Annotated in this window: 16 protein-coding genes; 10 read left to right on the top strand and 6 right to left on the bottom strand. The window is 62.6% G+C overall.

Features of this window, described 5'->3' with window-relative positions; all coding sequences use genetic code 11:
• Nucleotides 1-48 precede the first annotated feature (48 nt).
• Nucleotides 49-1,113: an AraC family transcriptional regulator gene (locus V3388_RS07950; protein ID WP_336366989.1), complete on the top strand. Its 1,065-nt coding sequence runs from the start codon at nucleotides 49-51 to the stop codon at nucleotides 1,111-1,113.
• A 397-nt stretch (nucleotides 1,114-1,510) separates the two neighbouring features.
• Here V3388_RS07950 and V3388_RS07945 read toward each other — a convergent pair whose 3' ends face one another.
• Nucleotides 1,511-2,491 (bottom strand): response regulator, encoded by a 981-nt coding sequence (locus V3388_RS07945; RefSeq protein ID WP_336366988.1) that lies wholly within the window; start codon nucleotides 2,489-2,491, stop codon nucleotides 1,511-1,513.
• A 177-nt stretch (nucleotides 2,492-2,668) separates the two neighbouring features.
• Between V3388_RS07945 and V3388_RS07940 the strand changes: the two genes are divergently transcribed.
• The 3 genes from V3388_RS07940 to V3388_RS07930 all read left to right on the top strand — a co-directional run bounded on the left by V3388_RS07940 (nucleotide 2,669) and on the right by V3388_RS07930 (nucleotide 4,846).
• Nucleotides 2,669-3,151 carry a YajQ family cyclic di-GMP-binding protein gene (locus V3388_RS07940; protein ID WP_336366987.1) on the top strand — a complete coding sequence of 161 codons (483 nt, stop codon included), beginning with the start codon at nucleotides 2,669-2,671 and terminating at the stop codon, nucleotides 3,149-3,151.
• A gap of 80 nt (nucleotides 3,152-3,231) precedes the next feature.
• Nucleotides 3,232-4,530: an AmpG family muropeptide MFS transporter gene (locus tag V3388_RS07935; protein WP_442915620.1), complete on the top strand. Its 1,299-nt coding sequence runs from the start codon at nucleotides 3,232-3,234 to the stop codon at nucleotides 4,528-4,530.
• Between the two features lie 4 nt (nucleotides 4,531-4,534).
• Nucleotides 4,535-4,846: an MGMT family protein gene (locus V3388_RS07930; RefSeq protein ID WP_336366985.1), complete on the top strand. Its 312-nt coding sequence runs from the start codon at nucleotides 4,535-4,537 to the stop codon at nucleotides 4,844-4,846.
• Here the strand turns inward: V3388_RS07930 and V3388_RS07925 are convergent, their stop codons facing one another.
• Nucleotides 4,847-5,608, bottom strand: a complete 762-nt coding sequence (locus V3388_RS07925; protein ID WP_336366984.1) for an SDR family oxidoreductase — start codon at nucleotides 5,606-5,608, stop codon at nucleotides 4,847-4,849. It lies immediately after the preceding gene.
• A 50-nt stretch (nucleotides 5,609-5,658) separates the two neighbouring features.
• Here V3388_RS07925 and V3388_RS07920 point away from each other — a divergent pair, with 50 nt between their 5' ends.
• The 6 genes from V3388_RS07920 to gspD all read left to right on the top strand — a co-directional run bounded on the left by V3388_RS07920 (nucleotide 5,659) and on the right by gspD (nucleotide 12,108).
• Complete coding sequence (locus V3388_RS07920) at nucleotides 5,659-6,174, top strand: FxsA family protein (RefSeq protein ID WP_336366983.1); 516 nt, start codon at nucleotides 5,659-5,661, stop codon at nucleotides 6,172-6,174.
• Nucleotides 6,175-6,367: 193 nt separating this feature from the next.
• Entirely contained in the window at nucleotides 6,368-6,655 is a 288-nt protein-coding gene (gene groES, locus V3388_RS07915) for a co-chaperone GroES (protein ID WP_336366982.1), read from the top strand.
• 60 nt (nucleotides 6,656-6,715) lie between these two features.
• Nucleotides 6,716-8,365 carry a chaperonin GroEL gene (gene groL / locus V3388_RS07910; RefSeq protein ID WP_336366981.1) on the top strand — a complete coding sequence of 550 codons (1,650 nt, stop codon included), beginning with the start codon at nucleotides 6,716-6,718 and terminating at the stop codon, nucleotides 8,363-8,365.
• 172 nt (nucleotides 8,366-8,537) lie between these two features.
• On the top strand, nucleotides 8,538-9,329 hold the full coding sequence (gene gspN, locus V3388_RS07905) for a type II secretion system protein N (protein ID WP_336366980.1): 792 nt from the start codon (nucleotides 8,538-8,540) through the stop codon (nucleotides 9,327-9,329).
• Nucleotides 9,326-10,138, top strand: coding sequence for a type II secretion system protein N (locus V3388_RS07900; RefSeq protein ID WP_336366979.1), 813 nt, complete (start codon nucleotides 9,326-9,328; stop codon nucleotides 10,136-10,138). Before gspN ends, V3388_RS07900 begins: the two co-directional genes overlap by 4 nt.
• Nucleotides 10,139-10,170: 32 nt before the next feature.
• The gene (gene gspD / locus V3388_RS07895; protein ID WP_336366978.1) at nucleotides 10,171-12,108 is read left to right on the top strand and encodes a type II secretion system secretin GspD; all 1,938 of its coding nucleotides are present in this window, start codon (nucleotides 10,171-10,173) and stop codon (nucleotides 12,106-12,108) included.
• Between the two features lie 110 nt (nucleotides 12,109-12,218).
• Here gspD and V3388_RS07890 read toward each other — a convergent pair whose 3' ends face one another.
• The 4 genes from V3388_RS07890 to V3388_RS07875 form a co-directional block, all read right to left on the bottom strand.
• Complete coding sequence (locus V3388_RS07890) at nucleotides 12,219-14,204, bottom strand: M48 family metallopeptidase (RefSeq protein ID WP_336366977.1); 1,986 nt, start codon at nucleotides 14,202-14,204, stop codon at nucleotides 12,219-12,221.
• A gap of 9 nt (nucleotides 14,205-14,213) precedes the next feature.
• Complete coding sequence (locus V3388_RS07885; protein WP_336366976.1) at nucleotides 14,214-14,801, bottom strand: LemA family protein; 588 nt, start codon at nucleotides 14,799-14,801, stop codon at nucleotides 14,214-14,216.
• A 21-nt stretch (nucleotides 14,802-14,822) separates the two neighbouring features.
• On the bottom strand, nucleotides 14,823-16,883 hold the full coding sequence (locus tag V3388_RS07880; protein ID WP_336366975.1) for a putative bifunctional diguanylate cyclase/phosphodiesterase: 2,061 nt from the start codon (nucleotides 16,881-16,883) through the stop codon (nucleotides 14,823-14,825).
• A gap of 261 nt (nucleotides 16,884-17,144) precedes the next feature.
• Nucleotides 17,145-17,723 (bottom strand): superoxide dismutase, encoded by a 579-nt coding sequence (locus V3388_RS07875; protein ID WP_336366974.1) that lies wholly within the window; start codon nucleotides 17,721-17,723, stop codon nucleotides 17,145-17,147.
• Between the last annotated feature and the right edge of the window lie 15 nt (nucleotides 17,724-17,738).

Below are 17,738 nucleotides of genomic sequence, written 5' to 3'. Positions count from 1 at the left end.
TCTCATCTGACCCCGTTGTCTGCCCCCCCGTTGATACGGATAACAACAATGACACCCCTCGGAACCGCCTCCGTGGCGGCCCTTCGACAATACGTTCGCTTCGCGGACGCCAACCGCATTGAGACTGGCGCGCTGTTTGAGGCGGCGGGGCTCAGCCCGGATATTCTTGCCTCCGACGATGGCAGGGTCGACGGCGCGCAATTCCAGACGTTTATCCGGCGGCTTGCTGAGGTGTCCGGTAACCCGATCCTGGGTCTTGAGACCGGCGATTTTGTGCAGCCGGGTTCCTACAGCGTTCTGGGTTACATCACCATGAGCTGCGCCACGCTTGGCGAGGCGGTGGCGCGGATCGCCCCGTTCGAGAAGCTGGTGGGTGACATGGGGGTCACGCGGCTCGCGATGGTCGGGGAGGCGGTTTCGCTGGAATGGACCTGCCAGTTCACGGATTCTACCGTCTGGCCGCATCTGGTGGATAACGTGTTTGCGTCCTGGATTAATTACGCCCGCTGGCTGGCGGATCGGCCGGAGGCTTCGCCGCTTCGCGTGACGCTGAAGCGCCCGTCCCCGGGCCCGGCGCTGGAAGCGGAGTACACCAGGCGGTGGCGGTGCCCGGTGACGTTCGGCGCGCCGGAGAACCGCGTCACCCTGCATCGGGATCTGCTTGTTACCCGCCTGCGCCAGCCGGATCCGCAGCTGCGCAAGACGCTGGAGGCGCACGCGCTGTCCCAACTGGCCCTCCTGCAAACCGACACGGATCTGACCACCCGGGTAAAGCGCTGTCTTCAGAAGCAGTTGGCCGAAGGGGTCGCTCGTCAGGATATGGTCGCTGAGGCGCTGGGCATGACCAGCCGAACCCTGCAGCGAAAGCTGAGCCAGGAAGGTGTTTCCTATCAGCAGTTGCTGGATGATGTGCGTCAGCAGTTGGCCGAGGATTTTCTCACCCGCACGGATCTCAGTATCCCGGACATTGCCCTGCGCCTGGGCTACAGCGAGACTGCCTCCTTTCACCGGCGGTTCAAAGCGTCCACTGGCCAGACGCCCGGGGATTACCGGCGGCGTGGTGGTGAGGGTGGCAACGAAGGCCAGGAGCCGGGCGATCAGGCGGACGTTTGATGCCTGGCCTTAAAACAAAAAGGCCAGCGCGATGGCTGGCCTCAAGAAGTCGGAAAGAACGAAAGTGCCTGAAACTTCGTTGATCCTTTGGAATCTCCCAGATAGCGGCGGAGGTACTGCGCGGCTCCTCCGCCCTGGGGGGATACTGCTTGATTCCACGGTTTCAGAATAGCGCCGGAGAGCAAGCCGGTCTGTGGTAGATGTGTATGGGGTTGTTACGGTTTGTGACTCGGTCAACTGGGGGGACACAACTCGGGGTCAGATGAGTTTCATCTGACCCCCTGACTCCCCTAAACCCGGGGTAAGATGAGCTTCATCTGACCCCTGACTCCCCTAACCCGGGGTCAGATGAGCTTCATCTGACCCTTGACTCCCCTAACCCGGGGTCAGATGAAACTCATCTGACCCCTTCCTCGGGCTTCAGCGCCGGAGCACATTCAATAAACCGGCGGGTGTCGTAGGCATCCATCAGCCCTTCCATGGCCGCCCGTTCCATGTCCTGCACTGAGGGGGTGCCGTCCTGGGCGTCCGCCTTGCACAGCACCATGCCGGCTTCCACGGACAGGAAGCCGGCGGTGGTTTTCAGGGCCTTGTGATTGATGCCGTCGAAAATCCGGCGGAACGCGGTGGTGGTGCAGTGTTCGCTGTTTGGGAAATAGGAGACGATCGCAAACTGGTTGTCGCCAACCCGGCACAGGGCATCAATGGGGCGAATGAGATTGCTCAGGCGCCGGCCGATGCCCACGGCCACTTCACCCATTACCGAGGGCGGGTTGTTGCGGCGCAAATCCTGCCAGTTGCGGATACCGCAGAGCACGTACGCACCGGCGCCGCCCCGGGCCTCGGCGTGGCGCAGCACCTTGGTCAACCGTTCCCGGGCGTAGCGTTGATTGCACAGACCGGTTTCCAGGTCGATGATGTTGGTGGCTTCCAGCTCCCGATTGTTTTCGATCAGCAGGCTGTTAGCCCGGAGCAGGGCGTTCTGGCGGTCCGCCATCCGGTCCGCGGCGAAGATCCGGGGTACCAGCTGCTTGGTCATGTTCGACTTGTAGATGAAGTCGTCCACGCCCCGATCAAAGGCCTCGGACAGCGCCTCCACGCTCTCCCGGGCGGTCAGGAGGATCACGTAGGTGTAGTGGTTGTTCTGTTCGTCCTGCTGGCGCACCCGGTCGGTGAGCTGCAGCCCGTCCATTTCCGGCATCAGCCAGTCGGCGATCAGCACGCTTACCGGGCGCTGTTCCATCAGGTCCAGGGCCATCGGGGCGTTGTGGGCAATGCGGACATCGCGGTAGCCCGCAGCCCTCAGGGTGCGGCTGACCACCATGCTGCTGAATTTTGCGTCGTCCACCACAAGGATGGGGAGGTCGAGATTAGGCATCGGGTTCTACTTCTTGGCCGTCGATTGTCGGATGCGGTGCCTGGGTTCAGTTGGTATGATTTCGTGCACCGTGAACTTGGGCTGAATCAGGGGTCAGATGAGTTTCATCTGACCCCGTTTTCATGACTCAGTTTTTACCGGCAGTATACCCGCCTCACCAAACGGAGAATAACGACCATGCCCTCTTTTGACATTGTTTCGGAAATCGAGATGCACGAGGTGACCAACGCGGTGGATCAGGCCCGTCGGGAGCTGGGTAACCGTTGGGATTTCAAAAACGTAGAGGCCGATATCGAGCTGGAAGGGGAGCGGGTGACCCTCAGCGCCGAGCAGGAGTTTCAGTTGGAGCAACTTCGGGACATGCTTCGGATGGCCTTCGCCAAGCGCAACATCGACACCCGGGCGCTGTCCGAGGACGGCGAGAGCAAGGCCGGCAAGCTGGTGAAGGAGCACTTCACCCTCAAACAAGGCATCGAGACGGACATGGCCAAGAAAATCGTGAAGATGATCAAGGACCAGAAGCTCAAGGTCCAGGCCAGCATCCAGGGCGATAAGGTGCGGGTGACCGGCAAGAAGCGGGATGACCTGCAAACCGCGATCGCCATGCTGCGCGAGGCGGACCTGGACGTGCCGTTGCAGTTCAACAACTTCCGCGACTGACCGGGAGAGCAACGATTCCGTTTTCCGCCAACTTCCACCGTCTCCGTGCGCTGGCCGGCCCTTATGCCCACTGGCCGGTGGTGGCCATGCTGTTCCTCGGGTTCTCGGCCGGGCTGCCGTTTCTCCTGGTGTTTTCCACCCTGAATGCCCGGCTGGCGGACGTTGGCGTGGATACCGCCACCATCGGGTTTTTCAGCTGGCTGGGCATCACCTACTCCATCAAGGTGATCTGGGCGCCGGTGATCGACCGGGTCTCCCTGCCGCTGCTTGACCGGTGGCTGGGCAAGCGGCGCAGCTGGATGCTGCTGGCCCAGGCCGGCATTGCCACCGGCCTGATGCTGATGGCCGGCACCGACGCCGTGGCGCATCCGGAGCAACTCGCCCTATTCGGGCTGCTGGTGGCGTTTTCCTCCGCCACCCAGGACATCAGCATCGACGCCTATCGCATCGAGATCGCCGAGCAGCGCTGGCAGGCGGCGATGGCCGCCACTTATATCTTTGGTTATCGGGTTGCGCTGCTGGTGGCGGGCGCCGGGGCGCTCTACCTCGCTGAATTCTGGTCCTGGCAGGTGTCCTACCAGGCCATGGCGGCGCTGGTCGGCGTGGGTGTGCTGACCGTGTTGCTGGTGCGGGAGCCCGCCGTCAACCACTTTGCCGCTGCCGCGGATATTGCCCATCGCATCGAGCAGGAGGCGGCCAGTCGCAGCCACCTTTCGCCCCGGATCGCGAGGCTGGTTGGCTGGTTTTACGCCGCCGTCGCCGGTCCGTTCCTGGATTTTTTCAGGCGCTATCGGCGTTTAGCGGTGGCGATCCTGGCCCTGGTGGCGTTTTACCGGGTGGCCGATATTGCCATGGGCGTGATGGCCAATCCGTTTTACCTGAACTTCATGGGCTTCTCCAAAACCGAGGTGGCGGACGTCACCAAGGTGTTCGGGTTCTTCATGACCATCGCGGGCTCCTTTATCGGGGGCCTTCTGGTGGCAAGACTGGGCGTGCAGCGAATTCTGCTGGCCGGCGCCATCATGACCGCCGGCACCAACCTGCTGTTCGTCGTCCTTGCTCAGCATCCACCCAACCTCGCCACCCTGGCCCTGGTGGTCAGCGCCGACAACCTCAGCGGCGGCATTGCCAACGTTGCCCTGATCGCCTGGCTGTCTGGCATGACCAGTGCCTCATTTACCGCCACCCAGTACGCCCTGTTCAGCTCGTTGATGACGCTGCCCGGCAAGTTCCTGGGCGGGTTTTCCGGTATTGTGGTGGCGGACTCGGGGTACGGGACGTTTTTCACAGTGTCGGCGGTGATGGGCCTGCCGGCGATTGTGCTGATTCTCTACCTGGCCCGCGCCGGGCTGTTCCGGGAATACCGTGAGGGCCGCTGACGCCATGGACGAACCCACAAAAGAGCAGAAAATCTGGCAGGTGGTCGCCGCCATTCCCGCCGGCAAGGTGGCCAGCTACGGCCAGGTCGCAGAGATGGCGGGCCTTGGCCGCCAGGCCCGGTTCGTCGGGCGAGCCCTCGGTAAGCTGCCCGCCGGCCACTCGGTCCCCTGGTACCGGGTTCTCAGAACCAACGGGCAGATCGCGTTTCCCGAGGGCTCCGAGGCCTTTAACCGGCAATCCCGTCTGCTGGCCGGGGAGGGCGTTGAGGTCACCAACGGCCGGGTCTCCATGAAAACCTACCGTTGGCTTCCGTAGTCAGAGCCGCAATCCGCCGTCCACCTCAATCATCCGCCCGGACAGGTACTCGTTCTCGAAGATGAACGCCGCTGTCTGGGCAATCTCCTCGGGCTGGCCCATCCGCTTCAGCGGGATGCCCGCCGTCATCTTTTCCAGCGCCTCCGGCTTCATCGACGCCACCATGTCGGTCTCAATGAACCCCGGCGCAATGCCCATGCATCGAATGCCATAGCGGGCGAGCTCCTTCGCCCAGACCGGTACCAGCGCGGACACCCCTGCCTTGGCGGCGGAATAGTTGCTCTGGCCCATGTTGCCCGCCCGGGAGATTGACGCGATGTTGATGATCACACCGCCGTTGCCCAGCGCGATCATCTGGCTGGCGGCTGCCCGCCCGCACAGGAACACCCCGGTCAGGTTGACATCGATGACCGCCTGCCACTGAGCGAGCTCCATTCGCTGGGTGATCTCACCGTCTTTGGTCTTGATCAGCAGACCGTCCCGCAGGATGCCGGCGTTGTTGATCACTCCGTTGAGCGCCCCGAAATCCCGAGCGATGGCCGCGAAGGTGGCGTCCACCTCGTCCTCGCGAGCAACGTTGCAGACATAGATTCGGGAATCTCCGCCGGCTTCCCGGCAGGCGATGGCGGCGGTTTCCAGTTTCTCCGGGACCAGGTCGATCAGCGCCAGCCGGGCGCCCCGGGCGGCGAGGTATTCGGCCATGGCCCGGCCGAGGCCCTGGCCGGCGCCGGTTACGGCAATCACGGAATCTTGAAGTTTCATGGGGTGCCCCAATGGTTGGAGAATGAACAGCAACACTTAAAGGAGGCATTTTGCCGATCTTCTTCGGGCTTTTCATCCTGCTGCCCATCGCCGAAATGGCGGTGCTCATCAAAGTGGGCGGCATTATCGGGGTATTCAATACCATTGGCCTGGTGCTGCTGACCGCCATGATCGGCGGCTGGTTGTTGCGCCAGCAGGGGCTGGCAACGCTCACCCGTGCCCGTGCGCGCCTCAACAGCGGCGAGCTGCCAGCTCAGGAAGTGGCTGAAGGCCTGGTGCTGGCGGCAGGCGGCGCGCTGCTGCTGACGCCGGGCTTCATTACCGACACGTTTGGCCTGTTGTGCCTGCTGCCGGGAAGTCGCCAGTGGCTTGTTCGGCAGGCCATGAAGCGCCTGGTGATTTCAGGGCAGGGGGCCAGCATGCAGTTTGGCAGCGGCGCCGGTCCGTTTGCCGGCGGGCAGGGTCCGTTCGGTCCCCGGGGGCCGTTCGATCAGCGCGGTGACGTTATCGACGGGGAGTACCAGGACCACACCGAGCGGGACCACGATCGCCTCCAGAAAAAATGAAAATTTTTTGGTGGGGGGTATTGAAAACGATTCCCCCAGCCCCATTAACGTCACACAAGTTCGCTGCGGGCCGATAACCTCTGTAGATCAGAAGGTTAGCCGGCCGGGCACTGGGGCCGGACGGCGATGCCGGGCCGGCCCGTAAACACAACCGTCATTGCCACATTAATCTGACTATTGGAGAAACCGAGCAATGAAAATTCGTCCGCTACACGATCGTGTTGTCGTACGCCGTAAGGAAGAAGAATCAAAAACTGCGGGTGGCATCGTGCTGCCGGGTAACGCCAAAGAGAAGCCGTCCCAGGGCGAAGTGCTTGCTGTCGGCAATGGCCGCATTCTGGACAACGGCGAAACCCGTGCGCTGGCGGTCAAGGTGGGTGACACCGTGGTGTTTGGCCAGTACGCCGGTAACACCGTGAAGATCGACGGCGAAGAACTGCTCATCATGAGCGAAGCCGACATCTACGGCGTGCTCGAGTAAGCACGGCCGCGCACGACATCCTTTGATTCAATTTCGGTTTAACGAACAGGAATAGAAGACATGGCAGCAAAAGACGTGAAATTCGGTGACAGCGCCCGCAAGCGTATGGTCGCAGGTGTCAACATCCTGGCGGACGCCGTAAAGGTTACCCTCGGCCCGAAAGGCCGTAACGTGGTTCTGGAAAAGTCCTTTGGCGCGCCGACCGTGACCAAGGACGGTGTGTCCGTGGCCAAGGAAATCGAACTGAAAGACAAGTTCGAAAACATGGGCGCCCAGATGGTGAAAGAAGTGGCTTCCCAGGCCAACGAAACCGCCGGTGACGGTACCACCACCGCAACCGTTCTGGCCCAGGCCATCGTCAACGAAGGCATCAAGGCCGTCACCGCGGGCATGAACCCGATGGATCTGAAGCGCGGCATCGACAAGGGCACCGCCGAGGCGGTCAAAGCCATTCGCGAGATGGCCAAGCCCTGCGACGACAGCAAGATGATTGCCCAGGTCGGCACCATCTCCGCCAACGGCGACGAGACCATCGGCAAGATCATCGCCGACGCGATGGAAAAAGTCGGTAAGGAAGGCGTCATCACCGTTGAGGAAGGCCGTGGCCTTGAAGACGAGCTGGACGTGGTTGAAGGCATGCAGTTCGACCGCGGCTACCTGAGCCCGTACTTCATCAACAACCAGGACAACATGTCTGCCGAGCTGGATGACCCGTACATCCTGCTGGTGGACAAGAAGATCTCCAACATCCGCGAACTGCTGCCGGTGCTGGAAGCCGTTGCGAAAGCGGGCAAACCCCTGCAGATCATCGCCGAAGACATCGAAGGCGAGGCCCTGGCTACCCTGGTGGTCAACAACATGCGCGGCATCGTCAAGGTCAACGCCGTGAAGGCCCCGGGCTTTGGTGACCGTCGCAAGGAAATGCTGCAGGACATCGCCATCCTGACCGGTGGTACCGTGATTTCCGAGGAAGTGGGCCTGACCCTGGAAAACACCACCCTGGATGACCTGGGCACCGCCAAGCGTGTCAACGTCACCAAGGAAAACACCACCATCATCGGCGGTGCCGGTGGCCAGGCGGATATCGAAGCCCGCGTTGAGCAGATCCGCAAGCAGATCGAAGACAGCACCTCTGACTACGATAAAGAGAAGCTGCAAGAGCGCGTCGCCAAGCTGGCTGGCGGCGTTGCCGTCATCAAGGTGGGCGCCGGCTCCGAAGTGGAAATGAAAGAGAAGAAAGCCCGCGTTGAAGACGCGCTGCACTCTACCCGCGCCGCCGTTGAAGAAGGCATTGTCGCGGGCGGTGGTGTGACCCTGATCCGCGCCATTGCGGCTCTGGATAAGGTTGATGCCATCAACGAAGAGCAGAAGGCCGGGGTTAACATCCTGCGCCGTGCCATGGAAGCCCCGCTGCGTCAGATCGTGTTCAACGCCGGCGGTGAGTCCTCCGTGGTGGTTGCCAAGGTGAAGGAAGGCGAAGGCTCCTTCGGCTTCAACGCCGCCACCGAGCAGTACGGTGACATGCTGGAGATGGGTATTCTCGATCCGGCCAAGGTTACCCGTTCTTCCCTGCAGGCGGCTGCCTCCGTAGCGTCCCTGATCATCACCACTGAGGCGATGGTTGCGGACGAGCCGGAAGACGAGAAGTCTGGTGGCATGCCGGATATGGGCGGCATGGGCGGTATGGGTGGCATGGGCGGCATGATGTAATCATGCTGTCCGATGCGACCGGCAGGGGCTGATCCAACAGCATCTGCCCGAGCCGTCGACCAAAACCCCGCACCCGTTCACACGGGCGCGGGGTTTTTTATGTTCAGTCATGCACTTGACGCAGGCCTTTGCTAGACTCGGCGATCAGTCCCAAACCACACGCCGTTTCTGAATGACGACCGACCCCTCAGCCAACGCATTTCTCCGCCCGGGCAAACTGGTGTTGCTGGTCGCGCTTGGTCTTTTTGTGTACGCCGCCGCGCTGATCTGGCAAGTGCCGGCCGGCTGGCTCTGGCAGCAAGCTCGCGCCGCCGTGGCGCTGCCCCCGAGCGTTCAGGTGCAGCAAGTCTCTGGCACGCTTTGGGACGGTGCGGCGGGCCTGTCCGTTGCCGGGTATCCGGTTCGCATAGACTGGCGGCTTGGATGGCCGTCCCTGTCTGACGTGAGCCTGCCCGCCGATGTCTCGGTCACGACCGCCCGATCCGGTTTGTCAGGTACCGTGCGCCTGGCCTGGCCAGAAACGCTGTCGCTCAACGCCTCCGGTTCTGTCGCCGTCGCCGAGTTCGCAGAGCTGATTCGCCGCAGTGGCGGTGCCATGATTGAGGGCGACGTGCGTATCGACCGGTTGGCGCTGACGATGGCGGATCAGAGGCTGGCGAAAGCGGACGGTCTGGCCACCTGGCCCGGTGGGCGGGTGACCTGGCCCATGGGCAACCAGACCGGTACCGCCAGCTTTCCACCCATGGAGGCCACGCTGAGCGGCACGGGTAACGGCATTAACCTTGAAATCGCGGCCCGGGGCGCAGAGGGTCCGGCGGCGGATGCTACGGTAGGCGCGAACGGCATGATGGATATCCGTGTCTATAAACGCATGGTGGATCTGGCGGGCCAGCCCTGGCCGGACGCGGCGCAGCCGGGCTCGGTGGTCTTCCGGGTGCGGCAATCACTGGGAAGCGCACTGTGATCGCCCGGCGTCTGGCAAACCTTGCCCTGGTGGCGCTCACGGTGTATCTCGGGCTGGTACTGGCAAAAGCGACGTGGCTGATTGCCTGGACAGACCGCCCGGTGCCGTCACCGTCAGCCGGTGCCGTCGCCATGGCGGCCGGCGAGGCGGGCGCGCCTCTGGCGAGCTATGCGTTTTTCGGTTCGGCACCCCAGTCGGCCGGTGTGGCGGAGGCGGTTCGTACCTCCGCACCGGAAACGGCTCTGCGCCTGCGCCTTGAGGGAGTACTGGTAGGGGACCCGTCGGCTGGGTCCGGTGCTATAGTGTCTGGAAGCGACGGCGAAACGGCCTGGTACCGTATCGGTGATACCCTGCCCGGAAACGCCGAGCTGGTGGACGTTGAGCCCCAGCGGATCCTTCTGAAGCGCAACGGGCGTTATGAGACACTGACGTTCGAGGAGGACAACTCGCTGGCCGAGGTTGCGCAAGCACCGGTAGAGTCGGCAGAATCGCCGGATGCCTTTCTGGCGGATGCCCGCGCCCAACTCGACAGCGACGGTGCCGCCGCGCTGGCCCGTTACGGTCTCAAGCCCGTGGCAGAAGGCGGAGCCTCCGGTTACGTCTACGACGGCTCCAATCCGCTGCTGAATGCCGTTAACCTCAAAGCCGGGGATGTGATTACGGCGGTGAACGGCCAGCCCCTGGGGGATATAGAGCAGGACAAGACCCTGCTGGACAGCTGGTCCAATCAGGCCAGTCTGGATATCGACATCGAGCGAGACGGAAGCCTCCTCACCATCAGTTATGCCATACCCGAGCAGTGGCGCTGACCGGGTGTACCACAACAGGACGACAACGCCAGATGTACAACCATAAGATCAACGCCCTCCGCGCGCTCGCCCTGCTCATCCTGATGAGCGTTCTGTCTTTTGCCCATGCCGAGGAAAAAACCTGGCGATTGAACCTCAAGGACGCCGACATTCGCGCCTTTGTCACTCAGGTTGCCGACATCACCGGCTACAGCTTTGTGGTGGACCCACGGGTGAAGGGCAAGGTGACGGTGCTGTCCAGTGCGCCGATGACCAAGGACGAGATCTACGATCTGTTCCTGGCGGTGCTCAACGTGCACGGGTTTACCGCCATCCCAGGTAAAGAGGCCATCAAGGTGGTCCAGCAGGTGGATGCGAAGCAGTCCGGGGAATCGCTGGAGCGATTTGACACCATACCGTCGGAGCAGCTGATCACCCGGGTGATTCAGGTCAACAACGCGAACGCCCTGGAGTTGGTGCCTATCCTGCGGCCGTTGGTGGCGAAATACGGCCATCTGGCCGGTGTGGCGGCGGCCAACGCGCTCATTGTGAGCGATCATCGGACCAACATCGAGCGCATCGAACAGATCGTCAAGGAACTGGACAGCCCCTCCAAGTACGAGGTAGAGGTGATCCAGCTCAAAGAAGCCTGGGTGGGCGATATGGTGGAGCTGCTCAAGGAACTGGCGCCGGATGAATTGGGCAAGGGAGGCGGCGAGAACGCCGTACGCAAGTACAGCGTCACCGCCGACGAGCGCAGCAACCGGCTGATTCTCCGGGGTGACGAATCCTTCCGGGAGAAGATGCGCGGCCTTATTCGCAAGCTGGACCAGCCCTCGGCCACCGGCGGCACCACCAAGGTGCTGCGGCTGAAGCATGGCAACGCCAAGGACATCGCCGAAATCCTCAAGGGCGTGATGGGCGAGCGCCTGAAGGAAGAAGGCGGCAGCGGCGGCGCGGCGGGCAGCACGGGTAACCCCAACAACCGCTTTGCGGTGTTCCCCGATGAGGGTCTGAACGCGCTGGTGGTGCGTGGCGATCCTTCCCTGATGCAGGAAGCCGAGGAAATCGTCAATCAGTTGGATGTTCGCCGCGCCCAGGTGCTGATCGAAGCCGCGATCGTGGAAATCAGCGACGAAGTGGGCCGGGATCTCGGGGTCCAGCTCGCGGCCGGTGATGAGTCCGGAAAATCCACCCCGGTGGTCGGAACCAATTTTGGCAATGTTGGCCGCAGCCTCAGTGACGTGCTCACCGCCATCATCAGCGATTCCCCGATTGCGCCGGCGCTGGGAGGCATCACCGTCGGCGCCGGTCAGCGAAACGAAAACGGCATCAGCTGGGGCGTGCTGATTCAGGCGTTGGCCACCTCCAGCGCGGCCAACCTGCTGTCCACGCCCAGCATCATCACGCTCGACAACCAGGAATCGGAAATCACCGTTGGCCAGAACGTGCCGTTCCGGACCGGGCAGTACACCTCCACCGGAACCAACGCCACCAACCCGTTCACCACCATCGAGCGCCGGGACGTGGGTCTGACGTTGAAAGTCACCCCGACCATCAGCGCGGATGACCTGGTGCGCCTGGTGGTGGAGCAAACCACAGAGAACGTTGCGGACAGCATTGAGAACGCCTCGGACATCGTCACCAACAAGCGTGAAATCAAGACCACGGTTCTGGCGGACGACGGGGAAACCATTGTGCTCGGTGGCCTGACCCGGGACGACCTTCAGGTGACCAAGAGCAAGGTGCCGCTGCTGGGTGACATTCCGGTGCTGGGCCGGCTGTTTTCCTCGGAGTCCCGCAGCCGCGTGAAGCGTAACCTGCTGGTGTTCCTGCGCCCGACCATCATGATGGAGAAGGGCGAGGCGAACGTCGCCACCGACCGCAAGTACAAGGCGCTGTGGGATGTGGATCTGCATACCCGGGAGGTGCTGGGCATGCCCGAGCAGAAGGACCGCCCGCCCATCAACGACCTGTTCGATGACCGCTAAATGACAATGGCCGGGCAGCGTCCGATGCCCGGCCTCTCCAACCGCGTCGCCGCCGTTTTCCCCAACCTGCCTCCGTCACGACGCGTCAAACCGTCCCGCGCCTGGCCGCCTCAGATCGGCGGCATCGGGCAGTCAAGCTGGTCGGCGATCAGTCGCATCAGCTCATATTCCTTGGCGTCGATAAGGCCGTCGTGGGTCACACACTCGCCGCAGGCATCGATGATTGCCGGCTTCAGCAGCGGCGACAGGCGGTTCAGCCGGGTGAGGGACGTCTGCAGCGCCTTGAGGCTTACCCGGCCTGCCATGGGAGCGCGGGCGCTCTGCTGGTCGCCAAATCCGGCCATGGCCTGCCGGTACAGCGCCTCGGCGGAGTTCGGGTCGTCGGTGCCGGCCCTGGCCATCAGGCTCATAAGCTGGCGAATGTCCTCAATAACGGCGCCGTAACGGCGGAACTGCACCGGCACCTGCCGCCCCGCACCCGCCCCGAGATGACGCTGCAGGAAACTGCCCAGGGCGAGCTCGAACAGGCTGATGCGCTTGTCTGCCTCCGCCAGCGTTCGCACGTTCCGAATCAGACCGGCCCGCTCGTCCGGATCGAGTTTGCGCAGCGCGGGCATGGCCAGCTCCAGGGCAGGGAAGCGTACCCCATCCCCCTGTTGTTCCAGGGTGGGGAAGTACTTGGCCATGAGGTCCGGCTGCACGGCCAGCGCCGGCTGGGACTCCGGATTGGCCAACGCCGCCAGCGCCGGGCCCCGGTCTGCCTCTGGCAGGCCGGATACAACGAGGGCGTAGCACAGCTGGACGGCGCCGGTGCGGGTATACAGAAGGTCCCGGAAGGTGGCAGGCAGGCTGTTCAGGAAACGCAGGGCAAAGGCCTCGGTTTCCGGTGTATTCTGGCCGACGCGCTCGGACAGTGCCGGTGTCCCGGGCGCAACGGCAGCGCCCTGGTGCCCGCGCCGGCGCTGTACAGGCTGAAGGATGTCGGTAGCCAGCGAGGAGATCTGTCCGGAAAAGCCGGTGGCTTCCAGCGGAGCTGCCCGTGCACCGGCCGTAAGATCGGCCGCCGGGGTGCTGTCCCGCATCCGGCTGCGCAGGCGCGCCAGCAGGCCCGGCTGTATCAGGTTAATGCGCTCTTCGATGGGCGGATGGGAGGCGAGCCAGCCGCTGAAGCGCATCCGGGTGGACTCACCAAAGCACATGTGGTTCATGTCGCTGGCGTGTCGGGTGGCCTCCAGAAAGCCGCCTTTGATACCAATCTTGAACAGGGCGCTGCCAATGCCTTCCGGATTGCGGGTGAACTGAACCGAAGACGCGTCGGCCAGGGTTTCCCGCTGCCGGGACACGGCCGCCTGGATGAGGCGGCCGAAAAAGACCCCAACGTAGCCAATCACCAGCAGCGCCAGGCCGACAATGGCCAGGAAAGCCTGCCCCCGGTTATCCCGCCGGGAGCCCACGCTACGGTAGGACATGGAGCGGAGCAGGAATCCCCCGATCTGCCCGATCATCAGTATGCCGGCGAGCAGGGCGATCAGCCGCACGTTAATCCGCATGTCGCCGTTGAGGATATGGCTGAACTCATGGCCCACGACGCCCTGCAGCTCGTCCCGGTTCAGGTGGGTGACGGCGCCGTGCGTCACCACCATCACCGCCTCCCCCGGCGTATAACCGGCAACAAACGCATTGATGCCGGTTTCCTGATCCATAACGTAAAGGTCTGGCACCGGAACGCCGCTGGCGATGGCCATCTCCTCGACCACATTGCGCAGGCGGCGTTCGTCGGCGTCGGTCGTGTCCGGGGGAATCAGGCGGGCGCCAACCATGCGGGCAACCCGGTCGCCGCCGCCGGCAAGGTCTATCCATCTCACCATCGAGCCGACGGTAATCAGGCTGACCGCGGCACCGGCGGTGATCAGCCCCTGATTGGACAGCAGCCAGGCTTGAAACGGCACGTCGGGCCCGTCATGCCGTGTGACCAGGTAACCCACCAGAGTCACCGCAAGGGTGATCAGGAGGACTGCGGTGATAAAAAGCAGCACCAGCCAGAGGGTATTGCGCCGGGCACTGGCCTGGCGCTGGAAGAAACCGGTGGAGGCCATCGTAACGGGTCAGAAGCTGACTTTGGGCGCTTGCCGGGCCTCGGGAGACTCCAACTGCAACTGGGCGGTTTCCTTGAAGGCGAAGAAACCGGCAATCAGGTTGTTGGGGAACTGCTCCCGGAAGGTGTTGTAACCCATCACGCCGTCGTTGTAAGCCTGGCGGGCAAACGCCACCCGGTTTTCGGTGCTTGAGAGCTCTTCCATCAGTTGCTGGATGGTCTCGTTGGCTTTCAGGTCCGGGTAGTTTTCGGCAACGGCGTAGAAGTTCGCCAGGGCCTTGGTCAGCAGGTTCTCGGCACTGCCCAGGCGCTGGATGCGGGTGCTGTCGCCCGGATCGCCGGCGGCGTCCTGCTGGGCGCTCACGGCGTTGTTGCGGGCCTCCATCACCTGGGTCAGCGTGGTCTTTTCGTGGGCCAGGTAGGCCTTGGCAGCCTCGACCAGATTGGGAATCAGGTCATGGCGGCGCTGGAGCTGTACGTCAATCTGCGCGAACCCATTCTTGAATTCATTGCGCAGCGACACAAGCCGGTTGTAGATAAACACAAGGTAGAGGACGACGGCGGCGATGACCACCAGGCCGATAACGGTGGTACCCATGGTAACTCCTTGGTTGAACGATCAGAGGTTATTTTCGACCATCTGCTGGTGAAAGCGTTGGACAAAGGTCTCAAACTCGTCAGCCGGCAGCGGCTTGCTGAAGAAATAGCCCTGGGCCAGCTTGCAGCCCCGCTGGGAGAGGTAATATTCCTGCTCCGCCGTTTCCACCCCTTCCGCAACCACCGTCAGGTTCAGGCTACGGCCGAGATCGATGATGGTGTTGGCAATACGGGTATCTTCCTCGTTAACCAGCAGGTCCCGGATGAACTGCTTGTCGATTTTCAGGTGCTGAACCGGCATCTGCTTCAGGTAGGTGAGAGACGAGTAGCCCGTACCAAAGTCGTCAACGGCAATACTGACGCCCGCCCGGTGCAGTGCCCGCAGCTTGTCCACGGCGTCCTGAAGGTTGGTCATGAAACTGGTTTCCGTCACCTCCAGCTCCAGGCGGCCCGCGGGGATCTGATGCCGGGCCAGGGTTGCCAGGATATCGTCGACGATGCTGTCTTTGCTCAGCTGCACGGCGGAAAGGTTGACCGCCATACGAATCGGCTGACCGTCTGCGGCCCAGCGCGCCGCTTGTTCGCAAGCCTGGTCGAGCACCCATTGGCCAATCGCGATGATGCTGCCGCTGGTTTCCGCCACGGGAATGAAGTAATCCGGTGGCACGTTGCCCCGCTCCGGATGCTCCCATCGGATTAACGCCTCGGCGCCGATCACCCGTTTACTTTCCAGGTTGATCTGGGGCTGGTAGACCAACCGGAACTGGCCCAGCTCCAGGGCATTCACCAGGTCTTTTTCCAACTGTTTACGGTCCCGGATTTCCTGGTCGATGCTGGCCACATAGAACTGGAAGTGGTTGCGTCCGTTCTGCTTGGCCAGCGCCATGGTTTGCTCGGCGCTCTGCAGCAGGCGTTCAGCGTCGCCGGCGTCGGCCGGATAGAGCGCAATCCCCACGGTTGCGGACGAGGACAGACGCTGGCCGTTCACGTCCACCGGCGCCCGAAAGCACGTCAGAATCTGTTCGGCGGTATCGGCGGCCTGGAAGCCGTCCCGCAGTTCGGTTTCCAGCACCGCAAACTGGTCGCTGCCCAGGCGGGCGACCGTATACCGGCTGCTGCCCAGGGTCTGGGTGAGGCGCTGGCCAACGCTGATCAAAAGCTGGTCTCCGGTCCGGAAACCGAACTGCTCATTCATGGATTTGAAGTCGTCCAGGCCCAGCACATACAGGGACAGCTGCCGGCCGTGGCTGGCTGCTTCCAGGATGGCACCTCTCAAGGCGTCCATGAAGGTATCCCGGCCGTTCAGCCCGGTGAGTTTGTCGAACTGGGTCAGTTGGGTGGCGCGGTCCTCCGCCTCCCGGCGGCTCTTCTGGCTCTCGGCAATCGCCACCAGCAGGTTGTTGGTGGTATTTACCCAAAGCCCGAGTTCGTCCCGGCCGTGGCCTTCTGGCATCGCCAGCAGACGGTTGTCCGGCTGGTCCGGCTCGACCTGGCGCACCGAGCGAACGATGCGCAACAGCGGGCTGGTCAGCAACACGTGGAACACCACGAACATCAGGCCACACAGCACCATGGCCAGGGCAATCACGGAGGTAAAGGTGACTGCGGCCCGGTTCAGCCACACCCGGGCGGCGGGCGCGGTGTCGTACTCGACGTCCAGATAGCCGTAGACCGTGCCCGGCTCACTGGCCCGGATCAGTGCTCGGCGGTAGGCACGCTGCTGCCGGAAGATCGGGTCGGTCAGGCTGCGGAAATCGGTGGTTTCCAGTGGGCGGCGCCGTTCGGCGAGGGTTTCGCCGCTGGGGTGGGATATGCGGACGGCCCGAACCGCTTCCTTGGCAAACAGGCCGTCCACCACCTGGCTGGCCAGCTGCGCGTCGATACTGAACACCGCCTGGGTGGCGGAGTCCTGCACGGTTGCGATGGTCTGGCCGGCATCGGCGTCCAGCTCATCGGACACCCGGACCATATCGAGAGACACCTGAACACAGCTGATCAGAACGCCGGCAATCAGGGCGATGGCCAGGGTCCACAGCAGGATCCGGTACCCGAGATGCTGTTCCGTTTGCAGTGGCTGAGGCATTGTCCGAGGTCAGTCCGTCAGGGAATTCCGTTGGGGAAGCCGGTGGATCCCGCGTTCCATCGTTCCGAAAAATAAGTATGGTGTATTTTATTGTCTACCGCACAGAATATCCCTGATTTTTAGACAGTTCGCGAGCGCGTCGTGTATCAATTTGTTCTGGTTTTGTCTCGGCCAGACACAAAAGCGCCCGCACGGGGCGGGCGCTTTTTACCGGTGACACGCGCGCAGCGCACCTCCGGCCTCATCTGGGCAGAACCGGCATCAAGCCAGGTTCTTGTTCACAAAGTCCCAGTTGATCAGGTTCCAGAACGCCTCGAGGTAGTTCGGGCGGGAGTTCCGGTAGTCGATGTAGTAGGCGTGCTCCCACACATCCACGGTCAGCACCGGCTTGTCCGCACCGGTCAGCGGGGTTTCCGCGTTGCTGGTATTGGCGATGGCGACGCTGCCGTCGGCCTTCTTCACCAGCCAGGTCCAGCCAGAACCGAAGTTGTTGGCAGCCTTGTCGTTGAACTCCTTCTTGAAGTTCTCGAAGGAGCCGAACGCCTTCTCAATGGCGTCTTTGGCGGCGCCGGTCGGCGCACCGCCGCCGTTCGGGCTCAGGCAGTGCCAGTAGAAGGTGTGGTTCCACACTTGGGCGGCGTTGTTGAACAGCGGGCCGCTGGCGCTCTTGATGATGTCTTCCAGGGATTTGTTGGCGTTGTCGGTGCCATCCACCAGGCCGTTCAGCTTGGTGACGTAGGTCTGGTGGTGCTTGCCGTAATGGTACTCGAGGGTTTCCTGGGAGATGTGCGGTTCCAGTGCATTCTTTTCGTAGGGCAGTGCGGGAAGTTCAAAGGCCATGAGGTCGTTCTCCCT

The organism is Marinobacter sp. C2H3 (assembly GCF_037080155.1).
Lineage (GTDB): Bacteria > Pseudomonadota > Gammaproteobacteria > Pseudomonadales > Oleiphilaceae > Marinobacter.
This window is presented reverse-complemented; position numbering and strand designations above follow the sequence as displayed.

Coding starts and splice junctions, on each gene's coding strand:
- V3388_RS07950 (WP_336366989.1), top strand. CDS start 49: ATGACACCCCTCGGAACCGCCTCCGTGGCGGCCCTTCGACAATACGTT.
- V3388_RS07945 (WP_336366988.1), bottom strand. CDS start 2,491: ATGCCTAATCTCGACCTCCCCATCCTTGTGGTGGACGACGCAAAATTC.
- V3388_RS07940 (WP_336366987.1), top strand. CDS start 2,669: ATGCCCTCTTTTGACATTGTTTCGGAAATCGAGATGCACGAGGTGACC.
- V3388_RS07930 (WP_336366985.1), top strand. CDS start 4,535: ATGGACGAACCCACAAAAGAGCAGAAAATCTGGCAGGTGGTCGCCGCC.
- V3388_RS07925 (WP_336366984.1), bottom strand. CDS start 5,608: ATGAAACTTCAAGATTCCGTGATTGCCGTAACCGGCGCCGGCCAGGGC.
- groES (WP_336366982.1), top strand. CDS start 6,368: ATGAAAATTCGTCCGCTACACGATCGTGTTGTCGTACGCCGTAAGGAA.
- groL (WP_336366981.1), top strand. CDS start 6,716: ATGGCAGCAAAAGACGTGAAATTCGGTGACAGCGCCCGCAAGCGTATG.
- gspN (WP_336366980.1), top strand. CDS start 8,538: ATGACGACCGACCCCTCAGCCAACGCATTTCTCCGCCCGGGCAAACTG.
- gspD (WP_336366978.1), top strand. CDS start 10,171: ATGTACAACCATAAGATCAACGCCCTCCGCGCGCTCGCCCTGCTCATC.
- V3388_RS07890 (WP_336366977.1), bottom strand. CDS start 14,204: ATGGCCTCCACCGGTTTCTTCCAGCGCCAGGCCAGTGCCCGGCGCAAT.
- V3388_RS07885 (WP_336366976.1), bottom strand. CDS start 14,801: ATGGGTACCACCGTTATCGGCCTGGTGGTCATCGCCGCCGTCGTCCTC.
- V3388_RS07880 (WP_336366975.1), bottom strand. CDS start 16,883: ATGCCTCAGCCACTGCAAACGGAACAGCATCTCGGGTACCGGATCCTG.
- V3388_RS07875 (WP_336366974.1), bottom strand. CDS start 17,723: ATGGCCTTTGAACTTCCCGCACTGCCCTACGAAAAGAATGCACTGGAA.